The sequence below is a fragment of the Poseidonocella sedimentorum genome (assembly GCF_900116005.1).
Classification (GTDB): Bacteria; Pseudomonadota; Alphaproteobacteria; order Rhodobacterales; family Rhodobacteraceae; genus Poseidonocella; species Poseidonocella sedimentorum.
On sequence record NZ_FOYI01000004.1, the window covers coordinates 127,436 to 144,470 of the forward strand.

Annotated in this window: 16 protein-coding genes and 1 tRNA gene; 12 read left to right on the forward strand and 5 right to left on the reverse strand. The window is 65.9% G+C overall.

Going from position 1 to position 17,035, the window contains the following annotated elements; translation table 11 throughout:
• Nucleotides 1–7: 7 nt before the first annotated feature.
• On the reverse strand, nucleotides 8–1,111 hold the full coding sequence (locus tag BM353_RS07580) for a Gfo/Idh/MocA family protein (protein ID WP_092078816.1): 1,104 nt from the start codon (nucleotides 1,109–1,111) through the stop codon (nucleotides 8–10).
• Nucleotides 1,112–1,236: 125 nt separating this feature from the next.
• Between BM353_RS07580 and iolD the strand changes: the two genes are divergently transcribed.
• The 5 genes from iolD to iolG are packed head-to-tail and all read left to right on the forward strand — an operon-like array spanning nucleotide 1,237 to nucleotide 6,855.
• The gene (gene iolD, locus BM353_RS07585; RefSeq protein WP_092078819.1) at nucleotides 1,237–3,105 is read left to right on the forward strand and encodes a 3D-(3,5/4)-trihydroxycyclohexane-1,2-dione acylhydrolase (decyclizing); all 1,869 of its coding nucleotides are present in this window, start codon (nucleotides 1,237–1,239) and stop codon (nucleotides 3,103–3,105) included.
• On the forward strand, nucleotides 3,105–4,088 hold the full coding sequence (gene iolC, locus BM353_RS07590) for a 5-dehydro-2-deoxygluconokinase (RefSeq protein WP_092078822.1): 984 nt from the start codon (nucleotides 3,105–3,107) through the stop codon (nucleotides 4,086–4,088). The genes iolD and iolC overlap by 1 nt, the downstream gene beginning before the upstream one ends.
• Nucleotides 4,089–4,099: 11 nt before the next feature.
• Nucleotides 4,100–4,957, forward strand: a complete 858-nt coding sequence (locus BM353_RS07595) for a 5-deoxy-glucuronate isomerase (protein WP_092078825.1) — start codon at nucleotides 4,100–4,102, stop codon at nucleotides 4,955–4,957.
• Complete coding sequence (locus tag BM353_RS07600) at nucleotides 4,954–5,793, forward strand: class II fructose-bisphosphate aldolase (protein WP_092078828.1); 840 nt, start codon at nucleotides 4,954–4,956, stop codon at nucleotides 5,791–5,793. The genes BM353_RS07595 and BM353_RS07600 overlap by 4 nt, the downstream gene beginning before the upstream one ends.
• Before the next feature lie 60 nt (nucleotides 5,794–5,853).
• Nucleotides 5,854–6,855 carry an inositol 2-dehydrogenase gene (gene iolG / locus BM353_RS07605; protein WP_092078830.1) on the forward strand — a complete coding sequence of 334 codons (1,002 nt, stop codon included), beginning with the start codon at nucleotides 5,854–5,856 and terminating at the stop codon, nucleotides 6,853–6,855.
• Nucleotides 6,856–7,023: 168 nt separating this feature from the next.
• Here iolG and BM353_RS07610 read toward each other — a convergent pair.
• The 4 genes from BM353_RS07610 to BM353_RS07625 form a co-directional block, all read right to left on the reverse strand.
• Nucleotides 7,024–7,100: transfer RNA gene (locus BM353_RS07610), tRNA-Arg, on the reverse strand.
• A 69-nt stretch (nucleotides 7,101–7,169) separates the two neighbouring features.
• On the reverse strand, nucleotides 7,170–8,558 hold the full coding sequence (locus BM353_RS07615; RefSeq protein WP_092078833.1) for a sensor histidine kinase: 1,389 nt from the start codon (nucleotides 8,556–8,558) through the stop codon (nucleotides 7,170–7,172).
• Nucleotides 8,559–8,579: 21 nt separating this feature from the next.
• Nucleotides 8,580–9,998, reverse strand: coding sequence for a dihydrolipoyl dehydrogenase family protein (locus BM353_RS07620; protein ID WP_092078836.1), 1,419 nt, complete (start codon nucleotides 9,996–9,998; stop codon nucleotides 8,580–8,582).
• 2 nt (nucleotides 9,999–10,000) lie between these two features.
• Nucleotides 10,001–10,735 (reverse strand): TVP38/TMEM64 family protein, encoded by a 735-nt coding sequence (locus tag BM353_RS07625; protein WP_092079223.1) that lies wholly within the window; start codon nucleotides 10,733–10,735, stop codon nucleotides 10,001–10,003.
• Between the two features lie 310 nt (nucleotides 10,736–11,045).
• Here BM353_RS07625 and rpmH point away from each other — a divergent pair, with 310 nt between their 5' ends.
• From rpmH to yihA, 7 genes are all read left to right on the forward strand, one after another.
• Complete coding sequence (rpmH, locus tag BM353_RS07630; RefSeq protein ID WP_008554144.1) at nucleotides 11,046–11,180, forward strand: 50S ribosomal protein L34; 135 nt, start codon at nucleotides 11,046–11,048, stop codon at nucleotides 11,178–11,180.
• Between the two features lie 92 nt (nucleotides 11,181–11,272).
• A complete protein-coding gene (gene rnpA, locus BM353_RS07635) occupies nucleotides 11,273–11,602 on the forward strand; it encodes a ribonuclease P protein component (protein ID WP_245759599.1) in 330 nt (109 codons plus the stop codon).
• Nucleotides 11,599–11,829 (forward strand): membrane protein insertion efficiency factor YidD, encoded by a 231-nt coding sequence (gene yidD / locus BM353_RS07640; protein ID WP_092078842.1) that lies wholly within the window; start codon nucleotides 11,599–11,601, stop codon nucleotides 11,827–11,829. Before rnpA ends, yidD begins: the two co-directional genes overlap by 4 nt.
• A gap of 48 nt (nucleotides 11,830–11,877) precedes the next feature.
• Nucleotides 11,878–12,750 (forward strand): tRNA 2-thiocytidine(32) synthetase TtcA, encoded by an 873-nt coding sequence (ttcA, locus tag BM353_RS07645; protein WP_092078845.1) that lies wholly within the window; start codon nucleotides 11,878–11,880, stop codon nucleotides 12,748–12,750.
• A gap of 146 nt (nucleotides 12,751–12,896) precedes the next feature.
• The gene (locus tag BM353_RS07650) at nucleotides 12,897–14,354 is read left to right on the forward strand and encodes a GGDEF domain-containing phosphodiesterase (protein WP_177220490.1); all 1,458 of its coding nucleotides are present in this window, start codon (nucleotides 12,897–12,899) and stop codon (nucleotides 14,352–14,354) included.
• Nucleotides 14,355–14,485: 131 nt separating this feature from the next.
• Nucleotides 14,486–16,342: a membrane protein insertase YidC gene (yidC, locus tag BM353_RS07655; RefSeq protein ID WP_092079226.1), complete on the forward strand. Its 1,857-nt coding sequence runs from the start codon at nucleotides 14,486–14,488 to the stop codon at nucleotides 16,340–16,342.
• A gap of 23 nt (nucleotides 16,343–16,365) precedes the next feature.
• Nucleotides 16,366–17,016, forward strand: coding sequence for a ribosome biogenesis GTP-binding protein YihA/YsxC (yihA, locus tag BM353_RS07660; RefSeq protein ID WP_092078851.1), 651 nt, complete (start codon nucleotides 16,366–16,368; stop codon nucleotides 17,014–17,016).
• The last annotated feature ends 19 nt before the right edge of the window (nucleotides 17,017–17,035 follow it).

A 17,035-nucleotide genomic window follows, 5' to 3' on the forward strand; every position in this document is an offset into this window, starting at 1 on the left:
CCTGTCATCAGAATTCGTTGATTTCCATCCATGCCCCCGCTACGGCGGAGGCCAGCGACGCGGCGATCACTCGGTTGACCTCGTGCCCGTCCCGGAACGTGGGCCAGAGCGCCTCGCCCGCGTCGATCGCGGTCAGGAAGTCCTTGGCCTCGATGATGATCTGGTCCTGATACCCGGTGCCATGCCCCGGCCCCTGACAGAAGGGCTCGTAATCGGGGTGGGCCGGGCCCGTCAGGATCTTGGTAAATCCGCGCGTCGCCTCAGGACCCTCCATCCGGTAGAGCCAGAGCGCGTTCTGATCTTCCTGATCGAAGCGGATCGCGCCCTTGGTGCCCGAAATCTCGTAGGCATAGCCCATCTTGCGGCCGGTCGCGACGCGGCTGAAATACATCTGGCCCATGGCGCCGTTTTCGAACCTGCACATCATCTGGGCATGGTCATCGTTGGTCACCGCGCCGCCGGGGCGCGTCTTGTGAACGGTTTCATGAATGCCCATCACGCGGGTGATCGGCCCCATCAACGCGAGCGCGCCATTGATCATGTGCGGGGCCAGATCTCCCATCGTGCCGTTGGCCATGCCCTGCGTGCGCCAGCTCGCCGGCGCCTCGGGATCGGCGAGAAAATCTTCGGTATGCTCGCCGCGAAACCAGGTGATATCGCCGATTTCACCGCCGGCGATGAGCTTGCGCGCAAACTGGCTGGCCGGCGTGCGGATATAGTTGAAGCCCACCATGTTCACCGCGCCAGCGGCCTCGGCTGCAGCGACCATGGCCGCACTGTCCTCTAGAGATGCGCCGAGGGGTTTTTCGCAAAACACTGGTTTGCCACGCGCAAATGCCGCTTCCGCGATCTCGCGGTGGGTTTCCTGCGGCGTTGCGATGATGATGGCTTCAACACCCGGGTCGGCCACGAGCGCGCGCCAGTCGTCGGTGGCGCGCGAAAAGCCATACGCCTTGCGATACCGCTCCGCGCTCTGAGGTGTAGAGGCGCAGACCATCTCGAGCCGCGGGCGTAGCGCGGTGTTGAACAGCGCCCCCACGGAGGACATGGCCACAGCATGCGCCTTGCCCATGTAGCCGCCGCCCAAGATGCCGATGCCGATTTCAGCCATCGCCTCCCCTCCCTTTTTTCGCGAATACGGTTTGCAACCGGTTGCAAAAGTTGTATCGTGAGTCTACACATCTCGCAAGCCGCAATCGACCGGCTGCAAGGATTTACCAGGGAGGGTTCGCGCACATGAGCACGACAGATGGCACCATCCGGCTGACCACGGCCCAAGCGATCATTCGCTGGCTGTCCAATCAGTATATCGACATCGAAGGGCAGGAGATGCGTGTCTGCGGTGGCGGTTTCGGCATCTTCGGCCACGGCAACGTGACCTGCCTCGGCGAGGCGCTGCACGGCGTGCAGGACGCCTTGCCGCTCTATCGCGGCCAGAACGAGACCAGCATGGGATTCGCCGCCGCCGGCTACGCCAAGCAATGGCTGCGCCAGCGCTTCATGTTCTGCACCGCCTCCGCAGGCCCCGGCACCGCGAACCTGCTGACCGCGGCAGGGCTGGCCCATGCCAACCGCCTGCCGATGCTGATGCTCTGCGGCGATACATTCATCACCCGCCTGCCCGACCCGGTGCTCCAGCAGATGGAGAATTACTACGATCCGACCTTTGGCGTGAACGATGCATTCAAGCCCGTGACGCGCTACTGGGACCGTATCTGCCACCCGGCGCAGGTGATTCAGTCCCTGCCCAATGCGCTCGCGACGATGCTGGACCCCGCCGATTGCGGGCCGGCCTTCATCGGCTTGCCGCAGGATGTGCAGGGCTGGACCTATGACTACCCCGAGGCGTTTTTCGCCAGGAAGGTCCACCGGATCCGCCGCCAGTCGCCCGATACGGCCGAGATCGCCGATGCGGTCGCCGCGCTCAAGGGCGCCCAGCGCCCGATGATCATCGCCGGTGGCGGGGTGCAATATTCCCGCGCCGTGGCGGAGCTGAAAGGGTTCGCCGAAGCGCATCAGATCCCGGTGGTCGAGACAATCGCCGGGCGCGCCAACATGGTGGCGACGCATCCGCTCAACATCGGCCCGATCGGTGTCACCGGATCGGACAGCGCCAACGCGATCGCGGAACGGGCCGATGTGATCCTCGCCGTCGGCACGCGGCTGCAGGATTTCACCACCGGCTCCTGGACGGCCTTCGCCAAGGACGCGCAGATCATCGGCCTCAATGCCGCGCGGCATGACGCGGGCAAGCACATGTCGCTGCCCGTCGTGGGCGACGCGAAACTGTCGCTCGCCGCACTGGACAAGGCGCTGGACTACACCGCGCCGGAGAGCTGGGTCAGCTTCGCACAGGAGGCGCGCGGCAAATGGGACGCCTATGTCGCCGAGAACGTCAAACCCGGCAACCGCCCGAACTCCTATGCGCAGGCCATCGGCGTGGTGAACGATCTTTGCGATCCGCGCGATCGGGTGGTCGCGGCGGCCGGTGGGCTGCCCGCGGAGGTGACCGCCAACTGGCGCACGCTTGAGACGGGTACGGTCGATGTCGAATTCGGCTTCTCCTGCATGGGCTACGAGATCGCGGGCGCCTGGGGCGCGCGTATCGCGCAAGCCGAACAGGAGCCGGAGCAGGACACCATCACCTTCTGCGGCGACGGCTCCTACATGATGCTCAACTCCGACATCTATTCCAGCGTCCTGAGCCAGAAGAAGCTCATCATCATGCTGCTCGACAACGGCGGGTTTGCCGTCATCAACAAGCTGCAGAACAACACCGGCAACGAGAGCTTCAACAACCTGCTCGAAGATTGTCCGACCATCCCGCAGCCCTTCGGCGTCGATTTCGTGGCCCATGCGGCCGCGATGGGAGCCGAGGCCGAAAAGGTCGCCAACCCTGCTGAGCTCGGCGAGGCGTTCAAGCGCGCCAAGGCCTCGGACAAGACCACGGTGATCGTCATGGACGTCGATGCCTATGAGGGCTGGACCACCGAGGGCCATGCCTGGTGGGAGGTCGGCACGCCGCACATCACCAAGAGCGACCGGGTGCGCGCGGCGCATGAGGAGTGGGAATCGACCCGCTCCCGCCAGCGGAGGGGTGTCTGATGTCGGACCACCTGATCAACGGTATCCGCAAGGGCAATTTCGCGGTCTTCGGGCGGGCGGGCATGGACATGTATGCCGACCCCGCCGGCACCAAGGCCGAGCACGCCGAGACCTTCCGCGCCGACCTGGGCGGATCGTCGGCCAACATCTGTGCCGGGCTGTGCAAGCTGGGTATGCAATCGGCGCTGATCACCTCGGTCAGCGACGACAACGTGGGCCGGTTCTGTACCAACCGGCTGCGCCACTACGGCGTCGATACGCAATATATCAAGGTATTGCGCGGCGAATACCGCGTCTCGCTTGCGGTCTATGAAAGCACGATGGACGACTTCCAGCTCTGCATCTATCGCAACAACGCGGTGGATTTTCAGGTGACGGAAGAGGACGTGGACCGCGTCGATTACAGCAGTTTCGGCGCGCTGATCACCGCCGGGACGGTCTTTGCCGCCGAGCCATCGCGCTCCAGCACCTTCCGCGCCTTCGAGAACGCCCGCGCCGCCGGGATCCCGGTGATCTTCGACATCGATTACCGCCCCTACAGCTGGCCATCGCCCGAAGTCGCCGCCGAGGTCTTGACCCGCGCGGGCGAAGAGAGCGATCTCATTGTCGGCAACGACGAGGAGTTCGGCTTCATGGCGGGCGGCATCGAGAAAGGCCTCGACAAGGCCCGCGAATTGGCCGCCGCGGGCAAGCTGGTGATCTACAAGATGGGGCAGGAAGGCGCGCTGACCTTCGCGGGTGGCGCGGAAATCCGCACCGGGATCTACCCCGTCACCGCCGTCAAACCCAACGGCGCCGGCGACAGCTTCATGGCCGGACTTCTGGCCGCCATCGCCGAGGAGCGCCCCCTGAAAGAGGCCGTCCTGCGCGGCTCTGCCTGCGCCTCGATCGTCGTCAGCCAACCCGGCTGCGCCCCCGCAATGCCCACCACGCCCGAGCTCGACGCCTTTCTGGCCGCGCGCTCCGGCCCGACGGACATCTGAAAGGAAACCCCATGCATATCGCGCCGCACGACAACCGGAACAAACCCATCGTGGACGTGGACCACGACCTTGTCCCGCTGAACTATTTCAACATCGTCACGCTGAAACAGGGCGAGAGCTTCGACTACGCCGTGCCGGGGTACGAGACCTGTGTCGTGCCCGCCACCGGCACCATCGACGTGGATGTGGACGGCGCGGGCTTTGCCAAGCTCGGCAACCGCGGCGTCGACGTCTGGGACGGCGAGCCCGAGGGCGTCTATGTCCCGACCGGCGCCAAGACCCGGCTGACCTGCGTCAGCGAGACGGCGGAGGTCTTCATCGCCGGGGCGAAATACGACAAGGTCCTGGAGCCCTTCGATGTGCGCGAAGCCGAGCTCGACCTCGTGCAATACGGCAGCGACGACACCAAGACCCACCGCAAGATCAAGCACATTCTGGGCGGGGCCCAGCATGGCAAGGTCGGCCGCCTGCTGGTCAGCGAACTCTACACCGTCGGCGCGGGCGGCTGGTCCGGTTTTCCGAGCCACAAGCACGACACCGACCGGCGAGATGAGAACGGCGAGCTGATCGAGACACGCCACGACGAGACCTACAACTTCCGGTTCCGCCCGAACAAGGGCTCGGGGATGCAGATGCTGCAACGCGAGGACAACGCGCCGGGCGACGCCTATCACATCATGGACCGCTCCACGATCCTCATCGACAAGGGCTACCATCCCTGCGCCGTTCTGCCGGGCTATGAGATGTACTACTTCACCATCCTTGGCGGCCTCACCCAGCGCAGCCTGAAGCAGTATTTCCAGCCGACCCACGAAGAACAGCTGCACACGATCCCCGGGATCATGGACATGGTGGCGAAGTTCAAATGAGCCTGGTCACACTCTCAGAGGTCCTGAGGACAGCGCTCCGGGACGGCCATGCCGTCGCGGGTCTGGTAACGCTCGGTTGGGAGGACATGCGCGCCTACGTGGCCGCGGCCGAGGCGGAAAACTGCCCGGTGATCCTCCAAGCCGGGCCGTCTTGTCGCGACCACACGCCGCTCCCCGTGCTCGGCGCGATGTTCCGCAATCTGGCGGAAGCCGCGTCTGTTCCGGTCGTGGCGCATCTCGATCACGGCTACACCTCCGAAGATTGCCGGATCGCCATCGACAGCGGCTTTACCTCCGTCATGTTCGACGGCTCGCGCAAGCCTTTGGCCGAGAACATCGACGAAACCGCCGCCATCGCCGAGATGGCCCATGCCGCCGGTGTCTCCTGCGAAGGCGAGATCGGGTTCGTGGGCTATTCGGGCGGCGAAGGCTCCGCCGGAACCGACCCGGACGAAGCCGCGCAATTCGCGCGGGAAACAGGGGTGGACGCGATGGCGATTTCGGTCGGCAACGTACACCTGCAACAGGACAAGCAAGGCGGCCTCGATGAGGCGCGCATCCGCGCGATCGAGGCGGTGACCGAGGTGCCGCTGGTGATCCACGGCGGCTCCGGCGTACCGTTTGAGCAGCGCACACGCCTCGCGCGGGGCTCGAAAATCTGCAAGTTCAACATCGGCACCGAGCTGCGCATGGCCTTTGGCGCCGCGCTCCGCGAGGCGGTCAACCGCGATCCCGACCGTTTCGACCGGGTCCAGATCCTCAAAGACACCCATGAGCCGCTCGTCGCCGCCACGCGCAACGTCCTGCGGGGGTTCAAGGGGGGCACAGATGGCTAGCCCCACCGCGTTGCCCGCACGCCCCCTCACCGCAAACCACACTCAAGGAAGTACCCCGGAATGGTGAACATTGCCCTCATCGGTTGTGGCCGGATCGGCCGCATGCACGCAGAGCTGGTCCAGGCCAATCCGCGCAGCCGGCTGGTCAGCGTCCATGACGTCAATCCCGACGCGGTGGCCGCCCTGATCGGCGATGCACCAGTAAGGGCCGCCGCCTCCCCCGAGGAAATCTTCGCGGATCCCGATGTGGATGCGATCATCGTCGCCTCCGTGACCTCCACCCATGCCGACTACATCGAGGCATCGGTGGCCGCCGGGAAGCCGGTCCTGTGCGAAAAGCCGATCGACCTCGACATCGCGCGCGTCAAAGCCTGTCAGGCCGCGATCGCGGGCAGCGACGTGCCGGTCCAGATCGGTTTCAACCGCCGCTTCGATCCCGGCCACCGCGCCTTGCGCGATGCGGTGTCGGCCGGCGAGATCGGCAAACTGGTGCAGCTGATCGTGACCTCGCGCGATCCCTCGCCGCCGGGCCGGGACTACCTCACCGGCGCGGGCGGCATGATCCGCGACATGACGATCCACGACTTCGACCTCGCCCGGTTCATCCTCGGGGACGACGAGCCCGTCGAGCTCTGGGCGACAGGCGCGCCGCTGATTGATCCCGGCATGGCCGATATTGACGAGATCGACTGCGCGATGATCGTGATGCGCACCGCGGCCGGCCGCCAGATCTGCATCAACAACGCGCGTCAGGCGCCCTACGGCTATGATCAACGCCTCGAAGCCGTCGGCAGCGACGGGATGCTCCAAAGCACGAACCGAACGCCGCACGGCCTCAAACGTTTCGGCGCCGCCGCCACCGAGGTGCAGCAGCCCTACCACACCTTCTTCATCGAACGGTATCGCGACGCATTCGTCGCGCAGTTGTCCGGCTTTCTGGACAAGGTCTCCGGGCAGGACGCCGACATTCCGGTGTTCGACGACGGCCTCAAAGCCCTCGCCCTGGCCGAGGCTGCCTATCGCGCGCTGAGCAGCGGCAAAGCGGAACGCGTCGAGATTTGAAGACCTGACGCCAATGGGTGCGGGAAGGTTTCCCGTACCCAATTCGCCCTCCACCACCCCTGAGCAGCCTGTGTCCGGCAACCATTCGAGCCGGGAGCGGACGCGTCTCGCCACGCGAATTTCACACCCCTGTTTGCAGGGGCTTATTGCGATGTCTTCAGGGGAAAGTGGCGGACTGGGGAGGATTCGAACCCCCGACCCCTTGATTCGTAGTCAAGTACTCTATCCAACTGAGCTACCAGTCCGTGGAGCGCTGAATTATTGCAGGGCGGAGGGGTTTGCAAGGGGCAATCTGGAAAAGGTGAGATGTTTTTTCACACCGTCAGCGCCGCCGCCTGCGGCAGGCGGATTTCGAAGGTGCAGCCGCCCTCGCCGGTCTCGATGAGCTTGAGATCGCCACCGTGGCCGCGCAGCAATTCGAGGCTGATCGTCAGGCCAAGACCGGAGCCGCCCTTGCTGGTGTAGCCCTGAAACGGCTCGAAGAGATGGTCCCGCGCCTTGGGCGGCAGGCCCGGCCCGGTGTCGCGCACTTCGATGCGCCAGTACTCGGCGTCCTCTTCCGCATGGATGCAGATTTCCCCCGGCTCGCCGGTGGCCACGATGGCTTGGCGCGCGTTGCGCACGAGGTTGGACAGCACGCGGTAGATCTGTTCGGGATCGCCGCGCACCTGAAGCCCGGAGGGGACGTCCTCGGCGAAACTGATGTCGTGATCCCCCGCCGCGAGACGCTCGGATTCGATCACATCATGCACCACATCTTCGAGCAGGAAGCGCGAGAGCTTGGGCGGCGGCTCCTCCGAGCGGCCGAAGGCCAGCGTCGCCTCGCTGAGGTTGATCGCGCGGCTCACCGAGTTCATCAGCTTGGGCGCCAGCCGGCGCACCACCGGATCCTCGCTGGTCTCGATCCGGTCGCCGAAAAGCTGCGCGCTGGTGAGGATGTTGCGCAGATCGTGGCTGATCTTGGCGACCCCCTGCCCCAGTTGGGCGAGCCGCTCCTTTTGCTTGAGTGCCGCCGTGAGCTCCACCTGCATCGACCGCAGCGCCTCTTCCGCTTCGCGCACCTCGGTGATCCCGCTCCGCGGCTCGATGATCCGGCGGGCGTCCTCGGGGGCGGCGGCATAGGTCTGCACCGCCGCGACCACGTCATGAATGGGCGTGACCAGCAGGCGGCGCACGGCAAAGAAGAGCAGGATCGCGGTGATTACCGAGATCACGGCGGAGAGCAGCAGGATGCGCATTCCGTAGTCCAGCATCGCCATGCGCAGCGGCGCCGAGGACATCGTCACCTCGATGAGCATCCCCGCATCGCTCGACGGCACGCCAATCACCCGCAACACCTCGTCGCGCGGGGTCAGCAGCCGCCGGACCGCCTGGCCGATGAGGCTCCACGCCGTGGCCTCGCGCAGATCGAAGCTGGCCGAGATGGTTTCGGGGATCGGCGAGGCGAGCACCAGCTGTCGCATGTCGTCGCGGTGCAGCACGACGTTGTAGACACGCGCGTTTTCCAGCAGCTCGGCCTCGAGATCGGGATCGAGTTCGTCATCGGCCAGCAGCGCGAGCGAGGCGATCTGGGCCCGTTCCAGCCGATCGAGCAGGTACTCCTGCCGGAAGCGCGCCACGGACGGCAGGAAAATCAGGATCTCCGCCAGCATGACGAAGATCACGGTCAGAATCAGAAACCGGCCGGAGAGGGATCTGAACATGGCCCGGCGCTGCGCCTTTCTTCAGGGTAGCCAGCGCTGAACCAGCCGGACCACCCGCTTCACTGTGGAGTTCTCGAAGAGCTTCGGGCTAAAATAGGCACCCGCCGCGCGTTTGTTAACCTCGGAGATCGTCGGATAGGGCGCGACCATGTTGGAAATCTGGGACATCTTCAGCCGGTTGGCAATGGCCAACGACCAAAGCGAGATGAGCTCGCCCGCCTGGGCGCCGACGATTGTCGCGCCCACCGGGCGGCCCTTGACCACCATGACCTTGATGAACCCCTCGTCGCGCCGCTCGGCGATGGCCCGGTCGTTGTGGTGATAGTCGAACCGCGCGACGTCCAGCGCGTCGCCATGTTCGGCGCGCGCATCCGCCTCCGTGAGCCCGACCTGGGCGAGCTCTGGGTCGGTATAGGTCGCATGGGGCAGATGCGCGGTCTTGGCCTTGGCCGGCAGGCCGAAGAGCATGGGGCGGATGATGACGGAGGCGTGGTAGCCCGCGACATGGGTGAACTGCATCCCGCCGGCCACGTCGCCGATGGCATAGGCGCGGCGGTTGGTGGTCCGCAGGCCGGCATCGACCTTGATGCCGTTGCCCTCGGTCTCGATCCCTGCCTTGTCCAGATCGAGCCGGCCGAGATTGGCGCGCCGCCCGACCGCGACGAGAAGGTGCGAGCCGCGATAGCTCTCGCCGTCCGAGCCCTCCACCACGATCGCGCCGGCGCCGCCGCTCACGCGTTTCGCCTCGACCCCTTCGACAATCCGCACCCCTTCATCGCGCAGCCGCCCGAGCACGAGCGCCGCCGCCTCCGGGTCATCCTTGCCCAAGGCACGCGAGCCTTCGATCACCGTCACCTCGGCGCCGAGCCGGCGATGCGCCTGCGCCATCTCAAGCCCGATGGGCCCGCCGCCGATGATCAGCAGATGAGCGGGCCGCTCGCGCAGATCCCACAGGGATTCGTTGGTCAGATAGGGAACGCCGTCCAGCCCCGGGATCGGCGGCACGAGCGGCGAGGAGCCCGTGGCGATCACGATGCGGCGCGCGGTGATGATGTCATCGCCCACGGCCACGCGCCGGTCATCAAGAAACCGCGCCCAGTCGCGCAGGACCCGGCAGCCGAGCCCTTCGAAACGCTCCTGGCTGTCCACCGGCGCGATCTGGGCGATGGCCCCGGCCACGTGCTCCATGGCGCGGGAATAGTCGATCTCCGGCGCAACGTCGGCAATGCCAAAACTCGCTGCGTTGCGTTGGTGGTGGGCGATTTTCGACGCCGCGATCAGCGCCTTGGACGGCACGCAGCCGAAGTTGAGGCAATCGCCGCCCATTCGGTGCGCCTCGACGAGCGTCACATCCGCGCCCATCTGCACCGCGCCCGCCGCGACCGAGAGCCCCCCGGATCCGGCGCCGATGACCAGCAGGTCGGTCTTGATATCCGTCATGATCAGAGCTCCGATTTGCCGCGCACGGCCTTGATGATGATGGGCAGCGTCGCGAGCGCGCAGAGGCCCAGAAGGGGAAGCAGGATACGCGGCTCGAAGATGATCCCAAGATCGGGCACCCCGCCGCGCTCGAAGACCTCGCCCAGCCCCGCGCCGACGGAGGTATAGACCACCGCGCCGGGGATGATGCCGATCGCGGTCGAAATCACGAAGCGGTAAAACGGCACACCGACGAGCGCAGGCACGATATTGGCCACGAAGAACGGCACCGCCGGCACGAGGCGGATGAGAAAGAGCATCGACCATTGGTTGGAATCGATCCCCTGCTTGATGCGGCGGATCGCGCCCTCGCCTGTGTCCATCCGCGCGGCCAGCCGGTCCCCGAGCCCCAGACGCGCGGCGAGGAAGATGAGCGCGGCGCCGATGGTGGCGCCGGCGATGTTGAAGAGCGCGCCGGGGAAGGTCGCGAAGAGGAACCCGCCCGTCAGTGTCGCCACAGTCGCCCCGGGCAGAGAGAAGGCTACGATTGCGACATAGGCCGCGATGAAACCGCCAACCGCCAGAAGGTAGTGCGAATCGCGGAAGGCCAGAAGCGCGTCGCGGTTGTCGCGCAGCGCTTCGAAACTCAGATGATCGCGCAGAAGGATCAGCCCCGCCCCCGCAATGACGAGAATCGCCACCAGCGGCGCGCGGCGCCAGAGCGCCCCCGAACCGGCGCCCGATCTGTTGTCTTTCATCTTATCGGCCATACTGTTGCATCCTCGCATCCTATCCCGCTTGCCGCGTTGCTACAGCCCAGATGCGCGGCAAATGCCTAATTTGATACGGCGTTTCACGGCTGATTGATCGCCGGTGAGCGAGATCAGACCTTGCTGCGCCCCAAACCGGGGTATTGAAACAATCCCGGCGGGGCCTTGCGGTTTTTTGCAACAAACCGGGCGCAGGGTGTTTGACTTGGCCAGACGGCTTGCGTATAGGCAGGTCTTCGAACGCGAGAGGCGCCGACGTGATCCGTCGATCCGCGCCCAAGATTATGGAGACGGAGCGATGAAACGCACCTACCAACCCTCGAACCTCGTCCGCAAGCGGCGGCATGGGTTCCGTGCGCGCATGGCCACCAAGGCTGGCCGCAAGATCCTCAACGCGCGCCGCGCCCGTGGCCGCAAGGAACTCAGCGCTTAAGGCGAAAGTTCTGACCGATGTTGAGACCGCCTGAGGCCCCCGAGACACCCGCGGGGACGACGCCTCCGGCGGTTTCGGTATGTCTGCTGGGCATGAAGACCCGGGCCGAGTTCCTGCGCTGCGCGCGCGGGCCGCGACAGGCGATGCCGGGGTTCATCCTGCAAGCCTTTGACCGGCGCGATGGCGACCCGAGCGCCCATGTGGGCTTCACCTGCTCCAAGAAGGTGGGCAACGCCGTTGCGCGCAACCGCGCCAAGCGGCGGCTGCGCGAGATCGCGCGGCTGGTGCTGCCGGAGGCGGGGCAACCGGGCTGGGACTATGTGCTCATCGGGCGGCGGGACGTGACCGCGCGCCGGGACTTCACCGCGCTCCAGGACGATCTGCGCGCCGCGCTCTCCCGGATCAACCGGCCCCGCCGATGACCCCGCTCGCCCATCTCCTCGCCCTGCCTGTCCGCGCCTATCGGCTGATCTTCTCCCCCTGGGTCGGGCATAATTGCCGCTACCAGCCGACCTGCTCGGCCTATGCGCTTGAGGCGCTTGAGACGCATGGCGCCCTGCGGGGCGGCTGGCTCGCCCTGCGGCGGATCGGACGATGCCACCCCTGGGGGCGTGACGGCTACGATCCCGTCCCCAAGGCCCGCCGGTAACCCCGCAATCCCCTTGCCCGAGCGCACCCCCTGCCCTAAGACCCGGACATGTTCGACGAGGCCGACGATATCCACCCGCTCTTCGCGGGCGCTCCGACCAGCACGGAGTTCAAGAAGCTGCGCAAGCGCATCGTGCGGCACACCCGCGAGGCGATCGAGCAGTACGGCATGATCGAACCCGGCGCGCGCTGGCTGGTCTGCCTCTCGGGCGGCAAGGACAGCTACACGCTCCTCGCGGTTCTGCACGAGCTCAAGTGGCGCGGGTTGCTGCCGGTCGATATCCTCGCCTGCAACCTCGATCAGGGCCAGCCGGGCTTCCCGGCGACCGTCCTGCCGGAGTTCCTCGAGAAGATGGGCGTCCCCCACCGGATCGAGTATCAGGACACCTATTCCATCGTGGTCGACAAGGTCCCCGCCGGGCGGACCTTTTGCGCACTCTGCTCGCGTCTGCGGCGGGGCAACCTCTACCGCATCGCGCGCGAGGAAGGCTGCTCGGCGGTGGTGCTCGGCCATCATCGCGACGATATCCTCGAAACCTTCTTCATGAACCTCTTTCACGGCGGGCGCCTCGCGACCATGCCGCCCAAACTGGTCAACGAAGAGGGCGATCTTTTCGTCTATCGCCCGCTCGCCCATGTGGCCGAGGCCGATTGCGAGAAGTTCGCCACGGCGATGAATTACCCGATCATCCCCTGCGATCTCTGCGGCAGTCAGGACGGGCTCCAGCGCCAGCAGGTCAAACAGATCCTCGATGGGTGGGAACGCAACAGCCCCGGGCGCCGGCAGGTCATGTTCCGCGCCCTGACCAACGCCCGCCCCTCGCACCTGCTCGACCCCAAGCTCTTCGATTTCGCCGGGCTCACCCGCGACGCCGAGGCGGAATTTGACGAAAAGTCGAACGAGATTCCCAGCCTTCGTTAACTTGACCTACACGCCAAAACCGCTCTCTTGGCCGCCGGGTGAACAACGAAAACTGTGGGACCATGCCGAGTATGCGGGTACGATTTTTGTGGAATATGGCGAGGTTCGCCTTTGCGCGGCCGCAAGTGGTCGCGTTTACGCCCGCGGTGTCCCTTGCGGCGTTCTGGGGCGGCGGCGAGATCGCCCTGCTCGGAACCGCGATCCTTTTTCCCCTGCTCTCGGCCTGGCTCGCGCCTGATCACGCCGGGGCGGCGGCGGATCAGCCCGCCCGCGATGCCGACACCGGCCTGCCGCAGCGGCCTGACCTACTCAATCGGCTCGACCATCTGTTCCGCCTGCCGGCCGATGCGGGCGAGAGCGCCTGTCTCGTGGTCGACGTTCTCAACCACGACGCCATCGCCCAGCAATACGGCGCCAGCGGGGCCAAGGCCCTGCGCATGGAGATCGCCAAGCGCCTCAAGGCCACCTCCCGCGATCACGATGTGATCCACGCGCTCGGCCCCACCCGTTTCGGCTTCGTGCTGCCCAACAGCGCTTCGCTCGACCTCGAAGCCGCGATCCAGCTTTCGCGGCGCCTGCTCGCCGCCCTCGATCAGCCGCTGACCGGGCTCGACGAGCGCGCGCCTCCGATGGCCGACTGCGCGGTCGGGTTCTGCCTTGCCAGCCGGTCGCCCGAACCCTCGGGCCATGCCATCCTCGACGCGGCCGAATCCGCGCTCGGCGACGCGGTTGAACAGGGGCCGGGATCGATCCGCGCCTTCGTCCGCGCCCTCCACCACGCCACCGCGACCACCGGCAGCGACAGCTCAGAGGCGCTGCACGCGCTCGAACGCCGCCAGATCGCCGCGTGGTTTCAGCCGCAGGTCTCGACCGATACCGGCGAGATCACCGGGTTCGAAGCGCTCGCGCGCTGGATGCACCCCGAAAAAGGCCCGCTCTCGCCCGATCACTTCCTGCCCGCGCTCGAAGCCGCCGGCGCGATGGAACGGCTCAGCACGCTCATCCTCGACAATGCCCTCGCCGCGGTGCGCAAATGGGATCTCGCGGGGCTCGAGATCCCGCATGTCAGCATCAACCTCTCCGAGGCCGAGCTGGCCAGCCCCGATCTTGTCGACCGCATCTCGTGGGAGCTGGACCGCTACGCGCTCGCGCCCGAACGGCTGGCCATTGAGGTCCCGGAATCCGCGCTCTCCGGCCAGGCCGAAGAGATGGTGATCCGCGGGCTGGAGACCCTGCGCGAGACCGGCTGCCGGATCGATCTGGATAATTTCGGGACCTGCAACGCCTCGATCACGGCGATCGGGCGCTTCGCGATCAACCGCCTCAAGATCGACCGCACCTTCGTCAGCGGCGTCGATCACGACCCCGAGCAAAAACGCGTCGTCTCCGCGATGCTCACCATGGCCGAGCAACTCGGGCTGGAGACCATCGCCGAAGGGATCGAAAGCTCCGCCGAACACGCCACGCTGGCCCAGCTCGGCTGCGGCAATGTGCAGGGCTTCGGCATCGCACGACCCATGCCGCTGGAAAACACCATGACCTGGATCGAGGACCACCGCTCCGGCCTCGCCCAGCCGCCGGTGTTCCTTTCCCGCAAATCCTGATTCAGACCCAGGCCGGAGCCCTTGCAGGCAAGGGGCTTTGACCGGTCACGCCGGGGCGAATCCGCTTGACCTTCCGAGCAATGGCCTGTTGAACCCCCACCAAGTTTCCGATGCTCAAACGGTGGTTCCACATGGACGGTCAGAACAAGAACCTCATCCTCGCGACAGCGCTCTCTTTCGTCGTGATCCTCGTGTGGTTCCTTCTCTTCCCCCCGCCGGATGCCCCGCTGGAACCGGCCCAGACCGAAGCGCCCGTGGCGCAGTCGCAGGCTGACGGCACCTTGCCGGCGGTGGAGACGCCCGGTCGCGTGACCGCCAACGCAGCGGCGGAGGCCCCAAGCGAAGACATTCCGCGCGTGGCCATCGACACGAGCCGGCTCGAAGGGTCGATCTCGCTGCTCGGCGGGCGCATCGACGATCTGCGCCTCAAGGACTACCGCGCGTCGGTCGAGCCGGACTCCGAGATTGTGACCGTGCTGCGCCCCGTGGGGCAGGCGGATGCCTATTACGCGCTTTACGGCTGGGCCGCGGCGTCCGGCGTTGCCGCCGATGCGGTGCCCGGGCCCGACACGCTCTGGTCCCTGGCCGAAGGCGCAACCCTCACCATCGACACCCCGGTTGTTCTCACCTGGACGAACGGCGCCGGCCTGACCTTCGAGCGCCGCATCTCGGTCGACGAAGACTTCATGTTCGACATCGCGCAAACCGTGCGCAACGACGGCGCCGACACCGCAGCCCTGCGCGCCTACGGCCTACTGCGCCGCCACGGCGAGCCCACGGACATCAAGAACTTCTTCATCCTGCACGAGGGCATGATCCGCATGTCCGACGGGACGCTGGAAGAAACCGACTACGACGGGATGACCGACTACACGCTCGACGAGCGCGAGCGCGCCCAGGCCGAGCGGATCGAGGTCGCGGAGAACGGCTGGATCGGCTTCACCGATCACTACTGGATGACCACGCTCATCCCCCAACCCGGCACCGCCTTCCGCTCCACCGCCAAATATTTCGACACGCGCGATGTCTATCAGGTCGAGACCGTCCTGCCGCCCGTCACCGTCGCCCCCGGCGAGAGCGCCACGGTCGAAACCCGGCTCTTTGCGGGCGCCAAGGAATGGGAAACGATCCGCGATTACCAGAACAACCCCGGCCTCTGGTCCAGGCTCTTCGGCGCCGAGATCGACCCGTCCGAACCGGAGATCCAGGGCTTCGTCGATTCCATCGACTGGGGCTGGTTCTTCTTCCTGACCAAGCCGATCTTCGCCGTGCTGCACTATCTCAACCAACTCATAGGCAACATGGGCTGGGCGATCATCGCGCTGACCTTCCTGATCAAGGCGCTGCTCTTCCCGCTGGCCTACAAATCCTACGCGTCCATGGCGAAGATGAAGGAACTCCAGCCGGAGATGGAGAAGATCAAGGAAAGCGCGGGCGACGACCGCCAGAAACTCCAGCAGGAGATGATGGCGCTCTACAAGAAGGAAAAGGTCAACCCGGCCTCCGGCTGCTTGCCGATCCTGATGCAGATCCCGATCTTCTTCTCGCTCTACAAGGTGATCTTCGTCACGCTGGAGCTGCGCCACGCGCCTTTCATCGGCTGGCTGCGGGATCTTTCGGCGCCGGATCCCTCCTCGCTCTACAACCTCTTCGGCCTCCTGCCCTGGGCTCCGCCCGAGCCGGGCTCGATCCTCGCGCTCGTGTTCATCGGCGCGCTGCCGATCCTCCTCGGCGTCTCGATGTGGCTACAGCAAAAGCTCAACCCCGCGCCCGCCGATCCGACCCAGCAGATGATCTTCGCCTGGATGCCCTGGGTCTTCATGTTCATGCTCGGCGGCTTCGCCTCGGGGCTCGTGATCTACTGGATCGCGAACAACACCATCACCTTCATCCAGCAGTACCTCATCATGCGCAGCCAGGGGTACACGCCTGACGTCTTCGGAAACATCCGCAAGAGCTTCAGCCGCAAGGCCGTGGAGAAGGACTGAGATGAGCGAGGGGCGCAGCTGAGATGAACCTGTCCTTTCCCATCGCGGAGGAGCCGGAGGCCGAGGCCGTCGAGCGCGGGCGCAAGCTGTTTGCGGGCGACTGCGATTTCGTCAAAGGCGTCGTGGCCATGTCCGGCCTGCCGCCGGCGGACCGGCCGGAGATCTGTCTCGCGGGGCGCTCCAACGTCGGCAAGTCGAGCCTGATCAACGCGCTCACCGGGCGCAAGGCGCTGGCCCGGACCTCCAACACGCCGGGCCGCACGCAGGAGATCAACTTCTTCGATCTCGGCGGTCTGGAATACCTCGTCGACCTGCCCGGCTACGGCTATGCCAACGCGCCGCTCGCCAAGGTCGACGCCTGGCAGCGGCTGCTGAAACAGTACCTCTCGGGCCGCCAGACCCTTCGGCGGGTGTTCGTTCTCATCGACGCGCGGCACGGGGTCAAACCGGTGGACGAAGAGATCATGGCGCTGATGGACAAGAGCGCCGTGACCTTCCAATGCGTCATGACCAAGGTCGACAAGCTCAAGGCGGGCGAGTTGGACAAGGTGCTGGCGCAAGTCCGCGGTCGCCTTGCGACCCATCCGGCCGCCTTCCCTGAACTGGTGCTGACCTCCAGCGCCAAGGGCGAGGGGCTCGCGACCCTGCGCGCGATCATCGCCGGGCTCGCCTGAGCCCCTGCCCTCTTGCGCC